Origin of the sequence: Streptomyces yangpuensis, assembly GCF_024666385.1 — a bacterium.
GTDB lineage: Bacteria > Actinomycetota > Actinomycetes > Streptomycetales > Streptomycetaceae > Streptomyces > Streptomyces yangpuensis.
The window spans coordinates 2,431,887-2,454,024 of sequence record NZ_CP102514.1 but is presented as its reverse complement, the minus strand read 5'-3'; the positions used below and the strand labels follow the sequence as shown (position 1 = coordinate 2,454,024).

Here is a 22,138-nt window from a genome sequence, read left to right as displayed (position 1 = left end):
GCATCTGACGCCGCGCGCTGATCCACCGGGGATTACGGGACAGCCCTTAGCCGCGCGGGGACCCCACGGGTGCCGTGGGGCCCGCCGACTCCTCCAGCCTGCGCGCCGTGCGCTCCGCCGTCCCGCGGGCCCAGGGGCCGCTCGTCGCCGCACCCACGACCAGGACGAGCAGCCCGCACAGCGTGATGATCCACCAGGCCGGCTGGGCCGCCCCGGAGAAGTCGGCGCCGCCGGCCAGCCCCGCCGCCAGGACCGAGCCGATGACCGCGACGCCCAGCGTGCCGCCCGTCTGCCGGCTGGTGGAGGCGATGGCCGCCGCGACACCCGCCTGGGAGCGCGGCATCCCCGAGACCGCCGTGTTGGTGATCGGCGCGTTCACCATGCCGAAGCCGAGCCCGAACAGCATGTACCCGGTGAAGAGGAGCGGGTTGGACGTCTCCGCCTCGAACAGGGCGAACAGCAGCCCGCTCGTCGCCATCGCCACCCCCGCGATCAGCAGGCAGATCCGCGGCCCCCGGCTGCCCACCAGCCGCCCCGCCAGCGGCGCGAACAGCACGGTCAGGCCGGCCATCGGCAGCAGGTACAGCCCGGCGTGCAGGGCGCTGAGCCCCCGTACGTCCTGGAGGTAGAGGGTGTTCAGGAAGAGGAAGCCGGCCAGCCCGGCGAAGGCACTGACAGCGATGATCGTCGAGCCGCTGAACGGCGCGCTCCGGAAGAACCGGAGGTCGATCAGAGGCTCCGCGCACCTGGGCTCGTGCACCAGCAGCCCCACGAAGGAGGCGACGGCCACCACCGCGCACCCCATGATCAGCGGCGAGCGCCAGCCGGCGGCGGGCGCCTCGATGATCCCGTACGTCAGGCTGCCGAGGAGCGCGATGACCAGTACCTGCCCCAGCGGGTCCGGGCGGCGCGGGCGGGCCGCCCGGGACTCCGGGATGTGGCGCAGGGTCAGCGCGAGCGCCGCCAGGCCGATCGGCACGTTGATCAGGAAGATCGAGCGCCAGCCCACCGAGTCCACCAGCACCCCGCCGATCAGCGGGCCCGCCGCCATGGAGATACCGCCGACCGCGCCCCACACACCGATGGCCCGGGCCCGTTCGGCCGGGTCCGTGTAGGTGTTGGTGATGATCGACATCGCGACCGGGTTGAGCATCGCGCCGCCGACCGCCTGCACCATCCGGAAGACGATGAGCCAGCCGAGGCTCGGCGCCAGCGAGCAGAGCAGGGAGCCCAGGCCGAAGGTCAGCAGACCGGCGACGAACACCTTGCGCCGCCCGATCCGGTCGGCCGTGGACCCCGCGAGCATCAGCAGCGAGGCCAGGACGAGCGTGTACGCGTCGATGGTCCACTGGAGGCCCGCGACCGAGGCGTCCAGCTCGCGGCGCATCGACGGGAGCGCGACGTTGAGCACGGTGTTGTCGAGGCTGACGATGAGCAGGCTCATGCAGCAGATCGCCAGGACGATCGTGCGCTGCCGGTGACTCGGCTCGATCATGCGCCGATGCTACGTCCGCCCGACCCCCTCGGCATGCGGGACAATGGGCGGATGACCATGCTCCCCCCGCCGCTCGCGATCGGCCCGCACACCGTGCAGCCCCCGGTGGTGCTCGCGCCCATGGCCGGCATCACCAATGCCCCGTTCCGTACCCTCTGCCGGGAGTTCTCGGGCGGCAAGGGGCTGTTCGTGAGCGAGATGATCACGACCCGCGCCCTGGTCGAGCGCAACGAGAAGACCATGCAGCTGATCCACTTCGACGAGACCGAGAAGCCCCGGTCGATTCAGCTGTACGGGGTCGACCCGGTGACGGTGGGCAAGGCGGTCCGCATGATCGTCGAGGAGGACCGCGCCGACCACATCGACCTCAACTTCGGCTGCCCGGTCCCCAAGGTCACCCGCAAGGGTGGCGGCTCGGCGCTGCCCTACAAGCGCAACCTGCTGCGCGCGATCCTGCGCGAGGCCGTCGAAGGGGCCGGCGACCTGCCGGTGACCATGAAGATGCGCAAGGGCATCGACGACGACCATCTCACCTACCTCGACGCCGGCCGCATCGCCGTCGAGGAGGGGGTCACCGCGATCGCCCTGCACGGGCGAACCACGGCGCAGCACTACGGCGGCACCGCCGACTGGGACGCCATCGCGCGGCTCAAGGAGCACGTGCCGGAGATACCGGTCCTGGGCAACGGCGACATCTGGTGTGCCGAGGACGCGCTGCGCATGGTCCGCGAGACCGGCTGCGACGGCGTGGTCGTGGGACGCGGCTGCCTGGGGCGGCCGTGGCTGTTCAACGACCTGGTGGCGGCCTTCGAGGGGCGGCCCGAGGACTTCCACCGGCCCGCGCTGCGCGAGGTCGCGCAGACGATGCACCGGCACGCCCAGCTGCTCGGCGAGTGGATCGGCGACGAGACGCGCGGCGTGATCGACTTCCGTAAGCACGTCGCCTGGTACCTGAAGGGCTTCTCGGTCGGGTCCGAGATGCGCAAGAAGCTCGCGGTCACCTCGTCCCTGGCCGAGTTGAACGCTCATCTGAGCGAGCTTGATCTGGATCAAGAGTGGCCGGAGAGTGCGGACGGCCCGCGCGGCCGGACGTCCGGAAACAACCGAGTTGTCCTGCCGGACGGCTGGCTGAAGGACCCGTACGACTGCGCGGGCGTGAGCGAGGACGCGGAACTGGACACCTCCGGAGGCTGACAAATCGCCCTCCGTGGTGCGTGATATACGCCACGCATGGGAGAGGTTTCGCTCAGATGAGCGCGTAAGTCACGGGTAAGACTTTCAAAGGGTGGCACTGGGTGCCACCCTTTGTGTGTTCAACACTTGAACGCAAATGTATCGATGATCGCTCATCCGAGCGTGAACAGGCCTCAGAAGCACCGTGCCCCTTCGGGATCTGAACGCTCTTCGTACTTTCTGGTTACCCCTGAGTTACTTTCGATCTGCTGGCGCACGGGTGGTTACGTCCGTATGACGGCCAAGTGGACGTACCCAGAAGCCTTCGATCTGGGTATGTTCCTGGCCGTCAGGGCAGCCACCGAGCCTCGAGGAGTCGAGACCCGTGTCGGAAAACAAAGATCAGAAGTTCGTCTACGACTTCACCGAGGGCAACCGCGACCTCAAGGACCTTCTCGGCGGCAAGGGTGCCAACCTCGCCGAGATGACCAACCTGGGTCTGCCGGTCCCTCCCGGCTTCACCATCACCACCGAGGCCTGCAAGGTCTACCTCGAGAGCGGCTCGGCCCCGGCCGCGCTGCGCGACGAGGTCAGCGCCCACCTTGCCGCCCTCGAGTCGAAGATGGGCAAGAAGCTCGGCCAGTCGGACGACCCGCTGCTGGTCTCCGTGCGTTCCGGCGCCAAGTTCTCGATGCCCGGCATGATGGACACCGTCCTGAACATCGGCCTTTCCGACGAGTCGGTCACCGGCCTCGCCTCCCAGGCCGGTGACGAGCGCTTCGCGTGGGACTCCTACCGCCGCCTGATCCAGATGTTCGGCAAGACCGTCCTCGGCGTCGAGGGCGAACTCTTCGAGGACGCCCTCGACGAGGCCAAGGCCGCCAAGAAGGTGACCGTCGACACCGACCTCGACGCCGCCGACCTGAAGAAGCTCGTCAAGGTCTTCAAGAAGATCGTGGCGAAGGAGGCCGGCCGCGAGTTCCCGCAGGACGCCCGCGAGCAGATGGACCTCGCCGTCGAGGCCGTCTTCAACTCGTGGAACACCGACCGGGCCAAGCTGTACCGCCGCCAGGAGCGCATCCCGAGCGACCTGGGCACCGCGGTCAACATCTGCTCCATGGTCTTCGGCAACCTGGGCCCCGACTCCGGCACCGGCGTCGCCTTCACCCGTGACCCCGCCAGCGGCCACGCGGGCGTCTACGGCGACTACCTGCAGAACGCCCAGGGCGAGGACGTCGTCGCGGGCATCCGCAACACCGTGCCGCTCGCGGACCTGGAGTCCATCGACAAGGCCTCGTACGACCAGCTCATGACGATCATGACGACGCTGGAGACCCACTACAAGGATCTCTGCGACATCGAGTTCACGATCGAGCGCGGCCAGCTGTGGATGCTCCAGACCCGTGTCGGCAAGCGCACCGCCGGCGCCGCCTTCCGCATCGCCACCCAGCTCGTGGACCAGGGCCTGATCGACGAGGCCGAGGCCCTCCAGCGCGTCAGCGGCCACCAGCTGGCGCAGCTGATGTTCCCCCGCTTCGACGAGGGCGCCAGGACCACCCTCCTCGGCCGCGGAATCGCCGCCTCCCCGGGCGCGGCCGTCGGCAAGGCCGTCTTCGACTCCTACACGGCCGTCAAGTGGTCCCGCTCCGGCGAGAAGGTCATCCTGATCCGCCGCGAGACCAACCCCGACGACCTGGACGGCATGATCGCCTCCGAGGGCATCCTGACCTCGCGCGGCGGCAAGACCTCCCACGCGGCCGTCGTCGCCCGCGGCATGGGCAAGACCTGCGTCTGTGGCGCCGAGGAGCTCGACGTCGACACCAAGCGCCGCCGCATGACGGTCGGCGAGACGGTCATCGAAGAGGGCGACGTCGTCTCCATCGACGGCTCCACCGGCAAGGTCTACCTCGGCGAGGTACCCGTCGTACCCTCCCCGGTCGTCGAGTACTTCGAGGGCCGCATGCACGCCGGCGCCGACGACGCCGACGAGCTCGTGGCCGCCGTGCACCGGATCATGGCCTACGCGGACCGCGTCCGCCGCCTGCGGGTGCGCGCCAACGCCGACAACGCCGAGGACGCGCTGCGCGCCCGCCGCTTCGGCGCCCAGGGCATCGGCCTGTGCCGCACCGAGCACATGTTCCTCGGTGAGCGCCGCGAGATGGTCGAGCGCCTGATCCTCGCCGACACCGACGGCGAGCGCGACGAGGCACTCAGTGCCTTGCTGCCGCTGCAGAAGAAGGACTTCACCGAGCTGTTCGAGGCGATGGACGGTCTGCCCGTCACCGTCCGCCTGCTCGACCCGCCGCTGCACGAGTTCCTGCCCGACATCACCGAGCTGTCGGTGCGCGTCGCCCTCGCCGAGTCCCGCAAGGACGCCAACGAGAACGACCTGCGCCTGCTCCAGGCCGTCCACAAGCTGCACGAGCAGAACCCGATGCTGGGTCTGCGCGGTGTCCGCCTGGGCCTGGTCATCCCCGGCCTGTTCGCCATGCAGGTCCGGGCGATCGCCGAGGCCGCGGCCGAGCGCAAGAACGCCAAGGGCGACCCCCGCGTCGAGATCATGATCCCGCTCGTGGGTACCGTCCAGGAGCTGGAGATCGTCCGCGAGGAGGCCGACGCGGTCATCGCCGAGGTCGAGGCCGCCACCGGCACCACCCTCAAGCTCTCCATCGGCACCATGATCGAGCTGCCGCGTGCCGCGCTGACCGCCGACCAGATCGCCGAGGCCGCGCAGTTCTTCTCCTTCGGTACGAACGACCTGACCCAGACGGTGTGGGGCTTCTCCCGCGACGACGTCGAGGCCAGCTTCTTCACCGCGTACCTGGAGAAGGGCATCTTCGGGGTCTCGCCCTTCGAGACCATCGACAAGGACGGCGTCGGCTCGCTGGTCCGGCACGCGGCCAAGCTGGGCCGGGCCACCCGCCCCGACCTCAAGCTCGGCGTCTGCGGCGAGCACGGTGGTGACCCCGAGTCCGTCCACTTCTTCCACGAGGTCGGCCTCGACTACGTCTCCTGCTCGCCCTTCCGGATTCCGGTGGCGCGCCTGGAGGCCGGCCGTGCCGCCGCCGAGGCGAAGGGCAGCGACAGCCGCTGACCCGCCGGCCCCTCACAAGGGCCCCACAGACCGCGCCTGTCCCCGGGTTCCCTGACTGCCCGGGGGCGGGCGCGCCTCAATTTCTTTGTTCAACAAGTCTTTACGCCAGCAGGCGGTGGACGGATCCCCACCCGTCCACCGCCGCTGTCATTCTGCCGGGCACGTCGGCGCTTCCCAGTGCGACCGACCGCCAGGCCCCGCAAAGCCCCCCACGGCCTTCGCGGAGCGTTTCGGTCGCACCGGAGTGTGCCCGGCGGAGTACAGGATTTCGGTTGTCACGCCCCTGCCGAAAGGGGTTTCAACTGTGGCCGAAAGGGCGTGGTGACCACGTGTGACTGCGTGCATACTCATGGGGCGGGGGGATTGCGGTTGCACAGGTGGGGGTTCGGTGCTGCGTATCCATTTCACTGGAGTGGACCTGGCACGCGTACGGATGGCAGGGCGTCCCGATGCGTTGTGGGAGACGATTCTCAGCTTTCACCGCTTAAGAGACCGGCGCGATGCCCGGTTGTTCGGTGAATGGCGTACGGAAACCCGGAGCAGGTTGAATAGTGAAACACGCACGCTCGGTATGCTCATACCGAGCCGCGGTTATTTCCCCGATTTCCTGACCCCTGTGGAGGGGCAGTACGGGTGGGACGTGGGCCTCGACGCGTTGCGCGGGATCCGTCCCGAGCGCATGCGCCGGGAGCTCCAGCTGCTGGGCGCCGGAGCGCCCACGACACCACGGCTGCGGGACTTCATGGAGGGCGGCACCAAACAGCTCCCACGGCTGATGGGCGAGCTGCGTGCCTACCACCGGGCCGCCGTGGAGCCGTACTGGACCCACATACAGGCCCAGATAGAAGCCGAACGGGCGGCACGCGGCCGCGCGTTGCTCGACGGCGGAGCCGACGAGCTGCTGGCCTCGCTGCCGCCCATGCTGCGCTGGCGGGCCCCGGTACTGGAGTGCGACTACCCGGTGGACCGGGACGTACGGCTGCGGGGGCGCGGGCTGCTGCTCCAGCCGTCCTTCTTCTGCCGGCGCACCGCGGTGACCCTCCACGACCCCGAGCTGCCGCCGGTGCTGGTCTACCCGGCCGCCGCGCAGCTGGCCTCCGCGCCCGGGAGCGGCGAGGCGGCCCGGCCCGCCGAGGAGCAGCGCCAGCGCACCCTGGGCAAGCTGGTCGGGCACACCCGCTCGGTCGTGCTGCGGGCCATCGGGGACGGCGCCACCACCAGCGAGCTGGCCCGCCGGGCCGGGGTCTCGCTGGCCTCCGCCAGCCAGCACGCCTGCGTGATGCGCGAGGCGGGCCTGGTCACCACCCTGCGCCACGGCAACGCGGTCCTGCACACCGTGACCCCGCTGGGAGCGGCGCTGCTCAAGGGCGGGGCCGTGGCCTCCTGAGACGCCGACGGCCCCCGGCCCGGGAAGCGCCGGGGGCCGGGGGCCGAGGACCGAGGCCTGGAGCCCGGGCGCCCGGGGGCCGGGGCCCGGGGCCGCCGGGTACGTCCGTCAGGTCCGGAACGGGCCCGTCACCTCGTAGGTGATGCCGCCGGAGGAGCTGCCGCTCGTACCGCGCTGGCTGGAGAAGTAGAACCGGTTACCGGCGGGCGAGAAGGCCGGGCCGGTGATCTCCGAGGAGGACTGTCCGGTGATCCGCAGGAAGGGCGCCACCACGTCGTCCGGGGTGATCACGCAGATCTCCATGTTGCCGCCGTCCTCCGCGACGTACAGGTCGCCGTAGGAGGAGCCGGTGACGTTGTCGACGCCCGTCAGCGGGGCCGCGCCGCCGGGTACGAGCGAGTCGTCGTAGGCCAGCTCATAGGTGTTGTTCGTGAGGTTGAGCTGCCAGACCCGGTTGTCGCCCTTGGTGGTGAACCAGACGGTGTCGTTGGCGTAGTGGCAGCCCTCGCCGCCGTTGAACTTCTTGGAGCCGGAGACCTGGCTGCGGGTCGCCGTCGGGGAGCCGTCCGGGTCCGGCACGTTCTGCCAGGTGAAGGAGCCGGAGGTGGCCGTACCGGCCTTGAGGACCTGGAGGGTGCCGGAGGAGAGATTGCCCCAGGTGGTGGGGACGAAGCGGTAGAAGCAGCCGCTCGACTCGTCCTCCGTCAGGTAGATCACCCGGCGAACCGGGTCGGCGGCGGCGGCCTCGTGCTTGAAGCGGCCCATCGCCGGGCGCTGGACCGCCGCGTTCACGCCGTACGGGTCGGTCTCGTAGACGAAGCCGCGGTCGACCTCCTCGCAGGACAGCCAGGTGTTCCACGGGGTCGCGCCGCCCGCGCAGTTCTGCCGGGTGTTCGACAGGATCCGGTAGGCGCCGGTGACGGTGCCGGAGGAGTTGAACTTCACCGCGCTCGCGCCGCCGGAGGGGTTGATCTCCGAGTTCGACACGTAGATCCAGCCCGAGCCGTCGGCGTAACAGGCGCCGCCGTCGGGGGCGCTGTGCCAGGTGTACGAGGTGCCGCTCACGGTCTGGCCCGAGCGGGCGATCACGCGGCTGGTGAAACCGCTCGGGAGCATGATGCCGTTGGCGTCGGCGGCGCCCAGCGCCCCGTAGGGACCGGCACCGGGCTGGGCGGGCGCCGCGTAGGCCGCCCCGTGCATCAACGTGCCGCCGAAGGCGGCGGCCGACGAACCGATCACTGCGCCGCGCAGGAAGGTACGACGTTCCACGGTCACTCCTGTGGGAGGAAGGCCCCGCGGCCGGTCGGACGCGGGGTCGCACGCGTCGAGGAACCTAGAAGACGCCAGTTGACGTGGCGCCAAATCCTCATTACGCCCGAGCGACCGCTCGGCGTTCAATCCCTCGGCGGGGATTTCCGCGCCGCCCCGGCTTTCTTTCCCCGGGGCTCTTCCGGCCCGCACGGCATCGGCACCGGCGGGATTCCCGCGCCCGGGCCGGCGTACGGCCGACGGCGTTCGCACAGCGCCGCGTCCGCGAAGACACCGCCGGCCCGGCGCCCGCCGTGCGTCCGGACCGGTGCGCCGCACCCGCCAGTTCCGGCCTGTCTCGGCCGCCGGGGTTTAGGAGGTGTCCGCACACGGTGGCGTGAAATCACCCATGACGGGACCTTGGGCCCTGGGAAGGTGCCGGAGGGAGGAGGACGGTGGAGGCATGAACCGTTTCGCCGCGGACATCTCGGGCCGTGCCGACCTCGACATCGTGCTGCGCCGCTTCTACACGGCCGCCTTCGCCGACCCGCGGATCGGCCCGTACTTCACCCGCATCGCGGGCACGGACCTGGAGGCCCACCTGCCCCGGATCACCGATTTCTGGGAGCGCTCCCTCTTCCGCACCGCCGCCTACCGGCGCAACGCCTTCGCTCCGCACGCCGCGCTGCACTCGGTACGGGCACTGACCGCCGCCGACTTCGGCCGCTGGGTCCAGCTGTGGCACGCGACGATCGACGGGCTGCACAGCGGGCCGAACGCCGAGCGGGCCAAGGCCCAGGGCGAGCGGATCGCGCTGACCCTCCACCGGCGCCTCGCCGGCCCGGACGCCGATCTGCGGGGCGAAGGCACCACGGGCTTCGTCCCCCTCGCGGCGCTGGAGCTGCGCTCGGCCGCCTGACCTGCGGTTTCGCCGGCCGGTAAGAAAAATTCAAAAAACTTCGCGCGGGGCGATGAGTTTTCCGCGGCCCCTCGGTCTACCTCTCGAAAGCACCGACCGAGCAGCAGGAAAGAGAGACCTCGATGTCCGCGACCATGATCTTCGTCAACCTGCCCGTCAAGGACCTGGACGCCAGCAAGGCCTTCTGGGGCAAGCTGGGCTACTCCTTCAACGCCCAGTTCACCGACGAGAACTGCGCCTCCATGGTCATCAGCGACACCATCGTCGCGATGCTCCTGACCGAGGCCCGCTACAAGGACTTCACCCACAAGGAGATCGCGGACGCCACGAAGACGTCGGAGGTCCTCCTGTGCCTGAGCGCCGAGAGCCGTGCCGCCGTCGACGAACTGGTGGACGGGGCCCTGGCGGCCGGCGCCACCGAACCCCGCCCGGCCCAGGACCACGGCGTCATGTACGGCCGTGCCTTCGACGACCTCGACGGCCACACCTGGGAGATCATGTGGATGGACCCGGCCGTGATCCAGAAGCAGGACTGACCGCCCGGCCCACCCCCTTGCGTCAGGAGGTCGCGGCGGTCCGCACCGGGTAGGTGCGGACCGCCACCTCCTCGTCGTCCAGGCAGCGCCCCGTCTCCAGGTCGAAGCGCTGCTTGAGCAGCGGGGAGGCCACGAAGGGCCGGCCCGCCGCCGCCCCCACCAGGCCGCGCGAGAGCACGTGCGCGCCGGTGAAGGGGTCCTGGTTGCCGATGGCGTACGCCCGGCCCGCACGGTCGACGAACACCGCGGCCTGGCTCCCGTCGGGCAGCAGTGCGGCGACCCCGCGCCCGGGGACCAGCGCCGAGAGCTCGCACACCGTCAGCCAGCCCTGCGCCACTTGCAGTTCCACGGTCATCGGACGGAGCCTCCTATGGTCAGGACGGCCAGGTCGGGCTTGACCTGGTCGCGCTCGGGGACGAACTTCACGGTGGGGTCGGGAGCGCCCGGCGCGTTGACGAAGGACACGAACCGGCGCAGCCGCTCCGGGTCCTTGAGCGTCTCGGCCCATTCGTCCCGGTAGTGCGCCACGTGGTCGGCCATCAGGGACTCCAGCTCCGCGCACAGCCCCAGCGAGTCGTGCACGACCACGTCCCGCAGGTGGTCCAGGCCGCCCTCCAGCCGCTCCAGCCAGGTGGAGGTCCGCTCCAGCCGGTCGGCGGTGCGGATGTAGAACATCAGGAACCGGTCGATCAGCCGGATCAGCTCCGCGTCCGACAGGTCCTGGGCGAGGAGGTCGGCGTGGCGCGGAGTGGCGCCGCCGTTGCCGCCCACGTAAAGGTTCCAGCCGCTGGCCGTCGCGATGACCCCGAAGTCCTTGCTCTGCGCCTCCGCGCACTCGCGGGCGCAGCCGGACACCGCCGACTTCAGCTTGTGCGGGGCGCGCAGTCCCCGGTAGCGCAGCTCCAGGTCGATGGCCATCCGCACGCTGTCCTGGACGCCGTAGCGGCACCAGGTCTGCCCCACGCAGGACTTCACCGTGCGCAGGGCCTTCCCGTAGGCGTGACCGGACTCGAACCCGGCGTCGACGAGCCGTGCCCAGATCCGCGGGAGCTGGTCCACGCTCGCGCCGAAGAGGTCGATCCGCTGCCCGCCGGTGATCTTCGTGTAGAGGCCGAAGTCGCGGGCCACCTCGCCGATCACGATCAGCTTGTCGGGGGTGATCTCACCGCCGGGGATCCGCGGCACGACCGAGTACGAGCCGTTGCGCTGCATGTTCGCGAGGAAGTGGTCGTTGGTGTCCTGGAGGGCGGCCTGCTCCCCGTCCAGGACGTAGCCGCTCGCCCCGAGGGTCGCCGCGAGCGAGGCGATGATCGAGCCGACGGCCGGCTTGCAGACCTCGCAGCCGTCGCCGCCGCGGGCCTCGGGGCGGCCGTGGCCGTCGAGGATCTCCTCGTACGAGGTGAGCCGGCGGGTGCGGACGATCTCGTAGAGCTCGGCCCGCGTGTACGGGAAGCAGCCGCACAGTCCCTTGTCGGCGGCGGCCGGGAGCAGCTGTCCGATCACCTTGATGCAACTGCCGCAGCCGGTGCCCGCCTTGGTGCACTTCTTGACCTCGGGGAGCGTGGAGCAGGCGGTGATGGCCTTCTTCGTGACGTTGTGGCAGGAGCAGATCACCGCGGTGTCGGGGAGGGCGGACGGGCCCAGCGCGACGGGTGCGCCGATACCCGCGGGCAGGACCAGCTGTTCGGGGGCCACGGGCGGGACGCTGCCGGTGAGCGGGCGCAGCAGGCCGTAGGCGTCGGCGTCGCCGACCAGGACCCCGCCGAGGAGGACCCCGTCGGGGGAGACCACCAGCTTCTTGTAGATCCCGGAACGGGAGTCGGACCAGACGACGTCGAGGCTGTCGGGGGTGCTGCCGTGCGCGTCGCCGAAGGAGGCCACGTCCACGCCGAGCAGCTTCAGCTTGGTGGAGAGGTCGGCGCCGGTGAACTCCTTCTCCCGGCCCAGCAGGTCCTCGGCGGCGGTCTCGGCCATCTCGTAGCCGGGGGCGACCAGGCCGTAGACGCGGCCGTCGACGGCGAGGGCGCACTCGCCGATGGCGTAGACGTGCGGGTCGGAGGTGCGGCAGTGGGCGTCGACCGCGATGCCGCCGCGCTCGCCGACGTCCAGCCCGGCGTCGCGGGCCAGCTGGTCGCGGGGGCGGACACCGGCGGAGAAGACCACGAGGTCGGTGGCGACGACGGAGCCGTCGGAGAGCCGCATTCCGCTGACGCGGCCGTCCTCGCCGGTCACCACCTCCTGGGTGCCCACGCCGGTGTGGACGGTGAGGCCCATGGACTCGATGGTGCGCAGCAGGGCGGCGCCGCCGCCCTCGTCGACCTGGACGGGCATCAGGCGCGGGGCGAACTCGACGATGCGGGAGGCGAGTCCGAGCCCCTGGAGGGCGCCGGCGGCCTCCAGGCCGAGAAGTCCGCCGCCGACGACCGCTCCGGTCGTCTTGTCCTTCGCGTACTCCTCGATGGCGAGGAGGTCCTCGATGGTGCGGTAGACGAAGCAGCCGGGGGCGTCCTTGCCGGGGACGGGCGGCACGAAGGGGTAGCTGCCGGTGGCCAGGACCAGCACGTCGTACGGGAACACCTGCCCGGAGCGGGAGGTGACGGTGCGGGCTTCCCGGTCGATGTGCTCGGCCGGGTCGTCGAGGTGGAGGGAGATGCCGTGCTCCTCCATGAACCCGGCGGGCGTCATGGAGAGGTCCTCGGGGGTGCTGCCGGAGAAGTACGAGGTCAGGTGCACGCGGTCATAGGCGGGCCGGGGCTCTTCGCAGAGCACGGTGATCCGGTGCGTGGCGGTGACCCCGCGCTCGGCGAGCGCTTCGAGGTAGCGCTGGCCGACCATGCCGTGCCCGATGAGCACGATCGTGGGCGAGGGCTCGGTCATGTCAGTGGCCTCCGTCGTCGGTGAGCAGGTGGAACAGGTCGTGCGGTGCTTCCCCGCCCTCCCATGTGCGGGCGAGGGCCCCCACCGTGGAGAGCTCGCCGAGCAGGACCCCGCCGACGAGGCGGTCGCCGCGCAGGACGACCTTGCGGTAGGTCCGCCGGGTGCCGTCGGTGAGGCGGACCACGTCGTCGCCGGGGAGGGGGGTGGTCTCGCCGAAGGCGGCGAGGTCCAGGGAGCCGTCGCCGGTTCCGCCGAGGGTGAGGCGGGTGAGGGCGCGGGTGCCGGTGTACGGGGCGGAGCCGCCGGTCAGGACCGCGGCGAGGGCGTCGGCCTGCTCCAGGGCGGCGCCGGCCAGGCCGTAGACCTGCCCGGCGTGCTCGGCGCAGTCGCCGATGGCGTAAATGCGGGGGTCGCTGGTGCGGAGTTCGTCGTCGACGACGATGCCCTTGCGGATCTCCAGACCGGCGGCCTGCGCCAGGCCGGTGCGGGGGCGCACGCCGCAGGCGAGGACGACGACGTCGGCGTCCAGCCGGTAGCCGTCGGCGAGCTCGACGCCGGTGACGCGCCGCTGCCCGGGTGCGGCGCCGTTGCCGGGGGCTCCGCCCCCGGACCTCCGCGCCTCGAACGCCGGCGGGGCCGGAGTGGTCGTCGTCAGCCCGCGGACCCGGCATTCGGTGTGGATCTCCACGCCGAGCCCGGTCAGGTGCGTCGCCAGCAGGGCGGAGGAATCCGCGTCCAGCTGGCGTTCCATCAGGCGCTCACCCTGCTGGGCCAGGACCACCACCGCTCCGCGCGCGGCGAGCGCCCGGGCGGCCGAGACGCCCAGCAGACCCCCGCCGATCACCACCGCCCGCACCCCGGGGCGTACGGCTGCCGAGAGCGCGAGGCAGTCATCCATCGTGCGGAACGCGTGGACCCCGTCCGGCAGTTCCCGCCCCCCGGGCTCGAACAGTCCGCGCAGCGGCGGGAGGACCGCGTTCGAGCCGGTGGCCAGCACCAGCGTGTCGTAGCCGGCCACCGTGCCGTCGTCGCAGTGCACGGCCCGCTCCGCCCGGTCGACGCGCACGGCACGGACCCCGCGCCGCAGCACCGGGCCGGGGGCCGGCAGGGCGGTCACCTCCGGCGCGTACCGGCCGGCCAGGACCTCGGCGAGCAGCACCCTGTTGTACGGGACGTGGGACTCCTCGCCGAGGACGGTCACCGCCGCGGCCGGGCCCAGCCGGTCCGCGAGCCGCAGGCCCGCGAGGCCGCCGCCGATCACCACCACACGCTCTTCCGAGGTCATGCCATGAGGGTGCGCGGCCGCTGTTTCCCCACCGCATCGCCTCTGTTACCCGGACGGAACGCCGACCTCAGCGTCCGGTTTAAGGGTCGGTGAGGCCTTCCTCAAGGCCGCCTTAAAGCCCATCGGGGCCGCTGCCTGGGCCCTTAGCGTGATCCGCATGCGAGATGCGGCGGTGCGGGTCAGGGGCGGGATCCTGGGCGGGGCGGGGGTGGTGGTCCTGCTCTGGGCGGTGCAGGTCCGGCCCTCGGCGCGGCCCGACGCGCTCTTCGCCACCGCCGCGCACCTGACCGGTCTGCTCGCCGGTTACGGGGTGCTGGTGCTGCTGTTCCTGATGGCCCGGGTGCCCGCGGTCGAGCACGGGGTGGGCGCCGACCGGCTCGCCCGCTGGCACGCGTTCGGAGGCCGCCACGTCCTGCTCCTCTGCTTCGGCCACGGGCTGTTCGCCCTGCTCGGATACGCCGTGCACACGGGGGCCGACCTGGTCCGCACCGTCCGGGAACTGCTCGGCTACCCCGCCATAGCCGCCGCCGCGGCCGGGACCGTCCTCCTGGCCGCGGTCGGTGCGACCTCCGCCCGGGCGGTACGCCGCCGGATGTCGTACGAAACCTGGCGCGGGGTGCATCTGCTCGTATACCTCGCGGCCGCCCTCGGCTTCGGCCACCAGCTCGCCGGGCCCGACCTCGCCGCCGCGGCCTGGTTCTGGGCGCTCGCCCACACCGTGGTCGCCGCGCTGCTGGTCTGGTACCGCGCGGTGGTCCCCGTACGGCAGGCTCTGCGGCACGCGCTGCGGGTCGCGGAGGTCCGCTTCGAGGGACCGGGGGTCGTCTCCGTCGTCGTCCGGGGCGAGCACCTGGCGGAGCTGCGCGCGGAGCCGGGGCAGTTCCTGCGCTGGCGGTTCCTGCAGCGGGGGCTGTGGCCGACCGCCCTGCCGTTCTCCCTGTCCGCGCCCGTCCGCGGGGACACACTGCGGATCACCGTCAAGGGGCTCGGCGGGCACTCCCGCCGCATCCGCCGGCTGCGTCCGGGCACACGGGTCCTCGCCACCGGGCCGTTCGGCGCGCTGACCGCGGCCCGGCGGACCCGGCCCAAGGTGCTGCTGATCGCCGGCGGGGTCGGGATCACCCCGATGCGGGCGCTGTTCGAGACGCTGCCGGGCGGCCCGGGGGACGTCACCCTGCTCTACCGGGCCGGCGCCGAGGAGCATCTGGTACTGCGCGCCGAGCTGGAGGCCATCGCCGCCGAGCGGCGGGCGGGGCTGCACTACCTGCTCGGGCCGTCGGGCGCCGCCTACGACCCGCTGGCCCCGCAGGCGCTGGCCGCGCTGGTGCCCGACCTGGCCGAGCACGACGTGTACCTGTGCGGGCCGCCGGGAATGGCCGAGGCGACGCGGGGCGCGCTGCTGCGGGCCGGGGTGCCGGGCGGCCGGATCCATACGGAGTGCTTCAGCTTCTGAGCCGCGCGCGGGCGCGCCCCGTGCCCCCGCGCCCCCTTGCCCCCGGCCCCGCGCCCAGGGCCCCCGGGCCCCGCGTCACGCCGTCCCGCGGCACCGTCACACCGCCGTCCCCCTGCCGTTCCGCCGCCGTTCCCGCGTCCCCGAGGAGTCACCGCCCCATGCGTCATCCGCTGCACGTCGCCCTGTCCGTGCCTGTCGGAGTCCAGGCCCGGGCTGCGGCCCCGGCCCGGGCTGCGGTCCCGGCGAAGGCCGCCCGGCACCGTAGGCCGCGCAGACCCTCGCCGGTGCGGAGCGCGCTGGCCGCGCTGGCCCTCGTACCCCCGGCGGGGCGGCTCGCGGCGGGGCTGGGGGCGGCCAGTGTGCTGGCCGCCACCGCGCTCACGGCGGTCGTGGAACCGGCCGCTCCGGTGGCTCCGGACCGGGTCCCGGCCCGGCAAAGCTCAACCTTTGCGCAACTTTCCGGGAATTGAATGGTCGCTGCACCGACAGCTCCATAGGGTCGGTTCGTGCCTGACATATCAACGACCATGATCATCGTGCTGTGTGTGGCGGCCGCGGCCGCGGGCTGGATCGACGCGGTGGTGGGCGGCGGCGGCCTGCTGCTCCTGCCCGCGCTGCTGCTGGGCCTGCCCAACGCCCACCCCGCCACCGTCCTCGGCACCAACAAGGCGGTGGCCATCGTCGGCACCGCCGGCGCGGCCGTGACGTACGTCCGCAAAGCCCCGGTGGACGTGAAACTGGCCGTCCGCATCGGCCTGGCGGCGCTCGCCGGATCGATGGGCGGCGCCGCGCTCGCCGGGGGCATCAGCAAGGACGCGCTCCGACCGATGATCATGGTGGTGCTCGTGATCGTCGCCGGTTTCGTGCTCTTCCGGCCCGGCTTCGGCACCGCCCCCTCCACCTCGCCCGTCAGCCGTGCCCGGGTGCTGCTCGCCATCGCTCTGGCCGGCCTCGGCATCGGCTTCTACGACGGCCTCATCGGGCCGGGCACCGGCACGTTCCTGGTGCTCGCCCTCACGGCCCTGCTCCACCTCGACCTCGTCGCCGCCTCCGCCACCGCCAAGATCGTCAACTGCTGCACCAACGCCGGGGCGCTCGCGATGTTCGCCTACCAGGGCATGGTGCTGTGGCAGCTCGCCGCCCTGATGGCGGTGTTCAATCTGGCCGGCGGCATGATCGGCGCCCGTATGGCGCTCAAGAAGGGCAGCGGCTTCGTCCGCGGGGTGCTGCTGACCGTGGTCGGCGCGCTGGTGGTCAAGCTCGGCCTGGAGCAGTGGGGCTGACCGGCCCCGGGTCGCTCAGTACGTCGCGGTGAGGTGGGCGAAGACGACCACGTTGCCGCGGTAGCCGGTACGCGGTGAGAACCCGCCGCCGCAGGTGATCACCCGCAGCTCGGCGCGTGGGGAGGGGCCGTACACCCGGGTGTCCGGGAAGGTCCTGGCGTCGTGCACCTCGACCGCGTGGACCGTGAACACCGCCGTCCGGCCGTCCGCGCGCGGGACCTCGATCGAGGCGCCGCGGCGCAGCGCACCCAGGCGGTAGAACACCCCCGGGCCGGCGGAGTCGTCCACGTGCCCGGCGATCACGGCGGTGCCGGTGGCGCCCGGGGTGATGCCCTCGCGGTACCAGCCGGCAAGGTCGCGCCGGTCGGGCGGAGGCACTTCGAGATGGCCGCTGCGGTCCAGGCCGAGCCCGATCAGCGGGGCGTCCACCCGGATGGAGGGGATCCTGATCCGCCCGGGCGGCGAGCCGACCAGCGGGGCGATGCCGGGGCCCACGACGCCGGCGGCGGTGAGTGCTTCGGCGGGGGAGGGCAGCGGAGGCCCGACCGGCTCTCGGGAGCCGCTGGTCACGAGCCATACGCCGATGCAGGCGGCGAGCGCGACGAGGCCGCCGTGGCGGGCGGTCGGGCGGAAGTCGCGGGCCATGCCTACCCCCTCCGCCTCTCGTCCGAGGTGACTGGCCGTCGCCCGGCCCCGCGAACGGGGGGGACCTCGCGGGGCGGGCGACGGGGACGGTACCGGTCGGACCGCGGCCGGAGCCGCGGTGGGCGTCCGTCAGCTCCGCGTGCCGCTCGCCCGGCGACGCAGGAGCCAGGTACCGCCGACGGCGGTGACGGCCAGTACGGCCGCTCCCGCCGCGATCTTGGCGGGGTCGGTGGTGGTGGTCGTGCCACCGCCCACCCCGGAGTTGACGTGACCCTGCGGGCCGCGTTCGGTGACCACCAGGTCGCCGGTGGCGAACTTGCCGTTCGCGCAGGTCGCGCCGATGCCGTAGGTGCCGGGACGGGTGCCGCGGGCCACCTGGAACTGTCCCACGACCACCTCCTTGTGGGTGCCCGGGACCAGCTTGAACCGGCCGCCGCCCACCGTGGTGGCATCGCCGTCCGCGTGGCTTCCGGGGCCGCAGGCCGTGGTGTTCACGGTGACGGTCGCGCCCGGGGCGGCGGACTTGGGCCAGACCTCCAGCGTCGCGAAGTCCCCGGGTGCGAAGCCCACCATGCCGAGGTCCGCGGCGGCGACCGCGCCGGCGACCGGGCCGGTGAACGCGACGGCGGTCAGCGCGGTCGCGGTCAGCACGTGTGCGGTACGTCGGCGCATGGGACTCTCCCTGAAGACACGGGGTCGTGTGTCCGAGGAAACCCGGCCCGCCCGTCACGCGCCTGCTGATGTTCCGTCAGGTCGGCCTCGTCGCGCCTCGCTGCGGGACGTTCCCGCAGGTCAAGGTGAGAATGTGACCATCCGGGCCGCCCGCGCCGTCCGGGTGACCGGGCCCCCGGACGGCCGCCGGTGGCTGTCTGGGCCGGGCACCGGCCGGTCGTGCACCAGCGGTGCGTACGGTGGTGGGGCGCAGCGGAGCCGGGCCTCCCGGCCCGGCAGTGGAGTGCTGCGCCACATCCGAGGGAGGGCTCCGTGACATCGGTCGAACGGCCGCAGGAGACGATCATCGCCGCGCTCCCGTTCTTCGTGTACGGGACCCTGCGCCCCGGCGAGGTCAACCACACGCTGTTCCTGCGCGGCCGCACGGCCGCGGAAGAACCCGCCACCCTGCCGGACGCGGCCCTCTACGACGGTCCGGGCTATCCCTTCGCGGTCCACCGGCCCGGCACCGCCGTCGTCGGGGTGCTGATCACCGCCGAGCCCGGCGCGTACCGGGAGCTGCTGGCCGAGCTGGACCGGCTGGAGGAGTACGAGGGGCCGGGGCGGCCGGGGAACGTCTACGACCGGTTTGCCCGTGAGGCCCTGCGCCCCGACGGCACCGCGGTGCGCGCCTGGGTCTATCTGGCGTCCCCGCTGATCGCCCGCGGCCTGCGGGAAAGGGGGACGGAGATACCCGGGGGAGACTGGTTCAACCGCTCGGCCGACCCGTTCGGACACAGCCCGGAGTCCGGCCGGGACGCGTCCTAGAGTCCCTCGGCGCCGCGGTTGCGCAGGCGCTGTCCGTACTGCTGGAGCACCCACAGCTCCTCCTGGACCGCCGCCAGTTGCTCCGGCGGCGCCTGCGCGCCGAGCCGTGACAGCGAGCCCTGGATCTCGTGGACCCGACGGTCGACCGCGCGCAGCCGGACCTGGACCAGCTGGACCCCCGCGTAGACCTCGTCGACCGTCTTCGCGTGGATCGGCTCCACCGCCAGCTCGGTGACCAGGGCGCGCACGGTGTCGTTCGGCGCGGCCTCGCGGACCCGGGCCACATAGTCCTCGGCGGCGGGGGCGGCGCCGCCCGCGTCCTGGATCGCCTGGCGCACGGCCGCGTACGGCGGCGCGGTGAACTCGTCGATCCCGTACGCGTCGAAGGCCGGGGACACCAGGGCGGGCCGCTGCAGGGCGAGCTTCAGCAGCTCGCGCTCGGTGCGGTGGGCGGGGCTGCGCAGGTTCAGCGCGGGGCCGCCGGCCGGCTGGGCGGCGGGCGCGGGAACGTCCTCGTAGGCCTGACGGCCCCCCCGCTGCCGGTTCCCGCCGGGCTGCTGCCCGCCGGGCCGGCCACCCTGCGGTGCACCGCCCTGGCCGCCCTGGCCGCGTTCACGCGCCCAGCGGGCGAGCTGCGCGACCCGCTTGACGACGAACTGCTCGTCGCGGATGCCCAGCATGCCCGCCAGCTGCACCGCCGACTCGTGCTGGATGGCGATGTTCTTGATGTTGGCGACGACCGGCGCCGCCTCGTCCAGCGCGGCGGCCCGCCCCGCCGGGTTCTCCAGGTTGTGCCGGGAGACGATGTGCCGCAGCGCGAACTCGAACAGCGGGGTGCGGGCCTCCACCAGGTTCACGACGGCCGCGTCGCCCTGCGCGAGGCGCAGGTCGCAGGGGTCCATCCCGTTGGGGGCGATGGTGATCGAGGTCTCCGCCGCGAACTTCTGGTCGTCCTCGAAGGCCCGCAGGGCAGCCTTCTGTCCGGCCGCGTCACCGTCGAAGGTGAAGATCACCTCGGCGGTGGCGTTGTCCATCAGCAGACGGCGCAGGATCTTGATGTGGTCGCCGCCGAAGGAGGTGCCACAGGTCGCGATGGCGGTGGTGACGCCCGCCAGGTGGCAGGCCATGACATCGGTGTAGCCCTCGACGACCACGGCCCGGGAGGTCTTGGCGATCTCCTTCTTGGCCAGGTCGATGCCGTACAGCACCTGGGACTTCTTGTAGATCGCGGTCTCGGGCGTGTTCAGGTACTTCGGCCCGTTGTCGTCGTCGCGCAGCTTGCGCGCGCCGAAGCCGACCACCTCGCCGCTGGTGTCGCGGATCGGCCACATCAGCCGGCCGCGGAAGCGGTCGATCGGCTTGCCGCTGCGGCTGTCCTGGGCGAGCCCGGAGGTGATCAGTTCCTTGTCGGTGAAGCCCTTGCCGCGCAGGAAGCGGGTCAGGTGGTCCCATCCGGCCGGGCTGTACCCGACGCCGAAGTGGGCGGCCGCGGCCTGGTCGAAGCCGCGCTCGGCCAGGAACCTGCGGCCGATCTCGGCCTCGGGCCCGTCCAGCTGGTCGACGTAGAACCGGGCGGCCTCCCGGTGTGCCTCGACCAGCCGGATGCGCTCACCGCGGCCGCTGGTGCCGGCGGTGTAGCCGCCCTCCTCGTAGCGCAGGGTGATCCCGGCCAGGCCGGCCAGGCGCTCGACCGCCTCGGAGAAGGAGAGGTGGTCGATCTTCATGACGAAGTCGAGGGTGTCCCCGCCCGCCTGGCAGCCGAAGCAGTGGTAGAGGCCCTTGCTGGGGCTCACCTGGAAGGAAGGGGACTTCTCGTCGTGGAAGGGGCACAGGCCCTTGAGGTTGCCCCCGCCCGCGTTGCGCAGCTGGAGGTAGTCGGAGACCACGGCGTCGATCGGGACCGCGTCCCGTACCGCCTTCACGTCGTCGTCGTTGATCCGTCCTGCCACCCGTGAAGTCTACGGCCGAGCGCGGACAAACCCGTCAGGCCCCCTCCGCCGGGATCAGCGAGGCAAGCGGAACCGACGGGTCCGCGAGGGCCTCGCGGTCCACCGGCGCCTTTGACCTGATCAGGGCCTGGATGTGCTCGGTGACGTCCCACACGTTCACGTTCATTCCGGCGAGGACACGGCCCTCGGAGAGCCAGAAGGCGATGAACTCCCGCTTACCGGCGTCGCCCCGGATCAGTACCTGGTCGTAGCCACCGGGCGGGGCGTACCCGGAGTACTCCAGGCCCACGTCGTACTGGTCCGAGAAGAAGTACGGCACCCGGTCGTAGGCGATGTCGTGTCCCAGCATGGCCCGGGCGGCGGCCGGGCCTCCGTTGAGCGCGTTGGCCCAGTGCTCGACCCGCAGCCGGGTCCCGAGCACGGGGTGGTGGGCGGCCGCCACGTCACCGACCGCGTGGATGTCGGGGTCGGAGGTGCGCAGGGCGGCGTCCACGGCGATTCCGCCGCCGTGCTCCCGGTCGACGAGGGCCAGCCCGGAGGTCTCGGCGAGGGCCGTCCGCGGCGCGGCCCCGATCGCGGCGAGCACCGCGTGCGCGGGGTGCTCCTCGCCGTCGTCGGTGCGGGCGGCCAGCACCATGCCGTCCTGGCCGATGATCTCCGTCAGCCGGGCGCCGAAGTGGAAGCGGACCCCGTGGTCGGCGTGCAGGTCGCCGAAGAGCCGGCCGATCTCGGGGCCGAGCACGGCGTGCAGCGCGGTGGCCTCCGGCTCGACGACGGTCACCTCGGCGCCGTACCCGCGGGCCGCCGCGGCGACCTCCAGGCCGATCCATCCGGCGCCCGCGATCAGCAGGTGTCCGTTGTCCCGGCCGAGGCCCGCCAGGACGTGGCGCAGCCGCTCGGCGTGCGCGAGGCGGCGCAGGTGGTGCACCCCGGCCAGCCCGGTGCCGGGGATGTCCAGGCGGCGCGGTTCGGCGCCGGTGGCCAGCAGCAGCTTGTCGTAGTGCACGACCGTGCCGTCCCCGAGGACCACCTTCTTGGCCTCGCGGTCGAGGTGGACGGCCGGCTGGCCGAGGTGCAGCTCGATGTCGGAGGCCGCGTACCAGGACGGTTCGTGCACGAAGACGCTCTCGCGCTCCTCCTTGCCCGTCAGGAACCCCTTGGACAGCGGGGGGCGTTCGTACGGATGGTCACGCTCGTCGCCGATGAGGATCACCCGCCCGGTGAACCCCTCCGACCTCAGTGTTTCGGCCGCCTTCGCCCCGGCGAGCCCTGCGCCGACGATGACGAATGTCCGGTGTGCGTCGACCACCTGATG

The 22,138-nt window shown here is 72.2% G+C and carries 17 protein-coding genes; 8 read left to right on the top strand and 9 right to left on the bottom strand.

Features of this window, described 5'->3' with window-relative positions:
• Nucleotides 1-46: 46 nt before the first annotated feature.
• On the bottom strand, nt 47-1,495 hold the full coding sequence (locus tag NRK68_RS11305) for an MFS transporter (protein WP_183065276.1): 1,449 nt from the start codon (nt 1,493-1,495) through the stop codon (nt 47-49).
• 51 nt (nt 1,496-1,546) lie between these two features.
• On the opposite strand from NRK68_RS11305, the gene dusB reads away from it, so the two are divergent.
• The 3 genes from dusB to NRK68_RS11290 all read left to right on the top strand — a co-directional run bounded on the left by dusB (nt 1,547) and on the right by NRK68_RS11290 (nt 7,149).
• Nucleotides 1,547-2,689, top strand: coding sequence for a tRNA dihydrouridine synthase DusB (gene dusB, locus NRK68_RS11300; protein ID WP_257855712.1), 1,143 nt, complete (start codon nt 1,547-1,549; stop codon nt 2,687-2,689).
• Between the two features lie 364 nt (nt 2,690-3,053).
• The gene (ppdK, locus tag NRK68_RS11295; protein ID WP_183065271.1) at nt 3,054-5,762 is read left to right on the top strand and encodes a pyruvate, phosphate dikinase; all 2,709 of its coding nucleotides are present in this window, start codon (nt 3,054-3,056) and stop codon (nt 5,760-5,762) included.
• A gap of 388 nt (nt 5,763-6,150) precedes the next feature.
• Complete coding sequence (locus NRK68_RS11290) at nt 6,151-7,149, top strand: ArsR/SmtB family transcription factor (RefSeq protein ID WP_079025389.1); 999 nt, start codon at nt 6,151-6,153, stop codon at nt 7,147-7,149.
• A 108-nt stretch (nt 7,150-7,257) separates the two neighbouring features.
• Here NRK68_RS11290 and NRK68_RS11285 read toward each other — a convergent pair whose 3' ends face one another.
• Nucleotides 7,258-8,418: an alkaline phosphatase PhoX gene (locus NRK68_RS11285; RefSeq protein WP_183065270.1), complete on the bottom strand. Its 1,161-nt coding sequence runs from the start codon at nt 8,416-8,418 to the stop codon at nt 7,258-7,260.
• 442 nt (nt 8,419-8,860) lie between these two features.
• Here NRK68_RS11285 and NRK68_RS11280 point away from each other — a divergent pair, with 442 nt between their 5' ends.
• Both NRK68_RS11280 and NRK68_RS11275 read left to right on the top strand, forming a co-directional pair.
• Complete coding sequence (locus NRK68_RS11280; protein ID WP_183065269.1) at nt 8,861-9,316, top strand: group III truncated hemoglobin; 456 nt, start codon at nt 8,861-8,863, stop codon at nt 9,314-9,316.
• Between the two features lie 122 nt (nt 9,317-9,438).
• The gene (locus NRK68_RS11275) at nt 9,439-9,852 is read left to right on the top strand and encodes a VOC family protein (RefSeq protein ID WP_183065268.1); all 414 of its coding nucleotides are present in this window, start codon (nt 9,439-9,441) and stop codon (nt 9,850-9,852) included.
• A gap of 22 nt (nt 9,853-9,874) precedes the next feature.
• Here the strand turns inward: NRK68_RS11275 and nirD are convergent, their stop codons facing one another.
• From nirD to NRK68_RS11260, 3 genes are read right to left on the bottom strand one after another with little or no spacing between them, the layout of a single operon-like run.
• Nucleotides 9,875-10,207, bottom strand: coding sequence for a nitrite reductase small subunit NirD (gene nirD / locus NRK68_RS11270; protein ID WP_046774974.1), 333 nt, complete (start codon nt 10,205-10,207; stop codon nt 9,875-9,877).
• Nucleotides 10,204-12,729, bottom strand: a complete 2,526-nt coding sequence (gene nirB, locus NRK68_RS11265; protein ID WP_257855711.1) for a nitrite reductase large subunit NirB — start codon at nt 12,727-12,729, stop codon at nt 10,204-10,206. The genes nirD and nirB overlap by 4 nt, the downstream gene beginning before the upstream one ends.
• 1 nt (nt 12,730) lies before the next feature.
• Nucleotides 12,731-14,014, bottom strand: coding sequence for an NAD(P)/FAD-dependent oxidoreductase (locus tag NRK68_RS11260; protein WP_257855710.1), 1,284 nt, complete (start codon nt 14,012-14,014; stop codon nt 12,731-12,733).
• Between the two features lie 157 nt (nt 14,015-14,171).
• Here NRK68_RS11260 and NRK68_RS11255 point away from each other — a divergent pair, with 157 nt between their 5' ends.
• Both NRK68_RS11255 and NRK68_RS11250 read left to right on the top strand, forming a co-directional pair.
• Nucleotides 14,172-15,467 carry a ferredoxin reductase family protein gene (locus NRK68_RS11255; protein ID WP_257855709.1) on the top strand — a complete coding sequence of 432 codons (1,296 nt, stop codon included), beginning with the start codon at nt 14,172-14,174 and terminating at the stop codon, nt 15,465-15,467.
• Nucleotides 15,468-15,973: 506 nt separating this feature from the next.
• Nucleotides 15,974-16,750: a sulfite exporter TauE/SafE family protein gene (locus NRK68_RS11250; protein ID WP_046774978.1), complete on the top strand. Its 777-nt coding sequence runs from the start codon at nt 15,974-15,976 to the stop codon at nt 16,748-16,750.
• A 15-nt stretch (nt 16,751-16,765) separates the two neighbouring features.
• On the opposite strand, the gene NRK68_RS11245 is transcribed toward NRK68_RS11250, so the two are convergent.
• The gene (locus tag NRK68_RS11245) at nt 16,766-17,395 is read right to left on the bottom strand and encodes a class F sortase (RefSeq protein ID WP_183065264.1); all 630 of its coding nucleotides are present in this window, start codon (nt 17,393-17,395) and stop codon (nt 16,766-16,768) included.
• 129 nt (nt 17,396-17,524) lie between these two features.
• Complete coding sequence (locus tag NRK68_RS11240) at nt 17,525-18,067, bottom strand: GVDTG sorting domain-containing protein (protein WP_257855708.1); 543 nt, start codon at nt 18,065-18,067, stop codon at nt 17,525-17,527.
• A 312-nt stretch (nt 18,068-18,379) separates the two neighbouring features.
• On the opposite strand from NRK68_RS11240, the gene NRK68_RS11235 reads away from it, so the two are divergent.
• Complete coding sequence (locus tag NRK68_RS11235; RefSeq protein WP_183065263.1) at nt 18,380-18,874, top strand: gamma-glutamylcyclotransferase family protein; 495 nt, start codon at nt 18,380-18,382, stop codon at nt 18,872-18,874.
• On the opposite strand, the gene dnaG is transcribed toward NRK68_RS11235, so the two are convergent.
• Together dnaG and NRK68_RS11225 are read right to left on the bottom strand one after the other, a co-directional pair.
• Complete coding sequence (gene dnaG, locus NRK68_RS11230; protein ID WP_183065262.1) at nt 18,871-20,823, bottom strand: DNA primase; 1,953 nt, start codon at nt 20,821-20,823, stop codon at nt 18,871-18,873. The genes NRK68_RS11235 and dnaG overlap by 4 nt on opposite strands.
• Nucleotides 20,824-20,857: 34 nt before the next feature.
• The gene (locus NRK68_RS11225; RefSeq protein WP_183065260.1) at nt 20,858-22,132 is read right to left on the bottom strand and encodes an NAD(P)/FAD-dependent oxidoreductase; all 1,275 of its coding nucleotides are present in this window, start codon (nt 22,130-22,132) and stop codon (nt 20,858-20,860) included.
• Between the last annotated feature and the right edge of the window lie 6 nt (nt 22,133-22,138).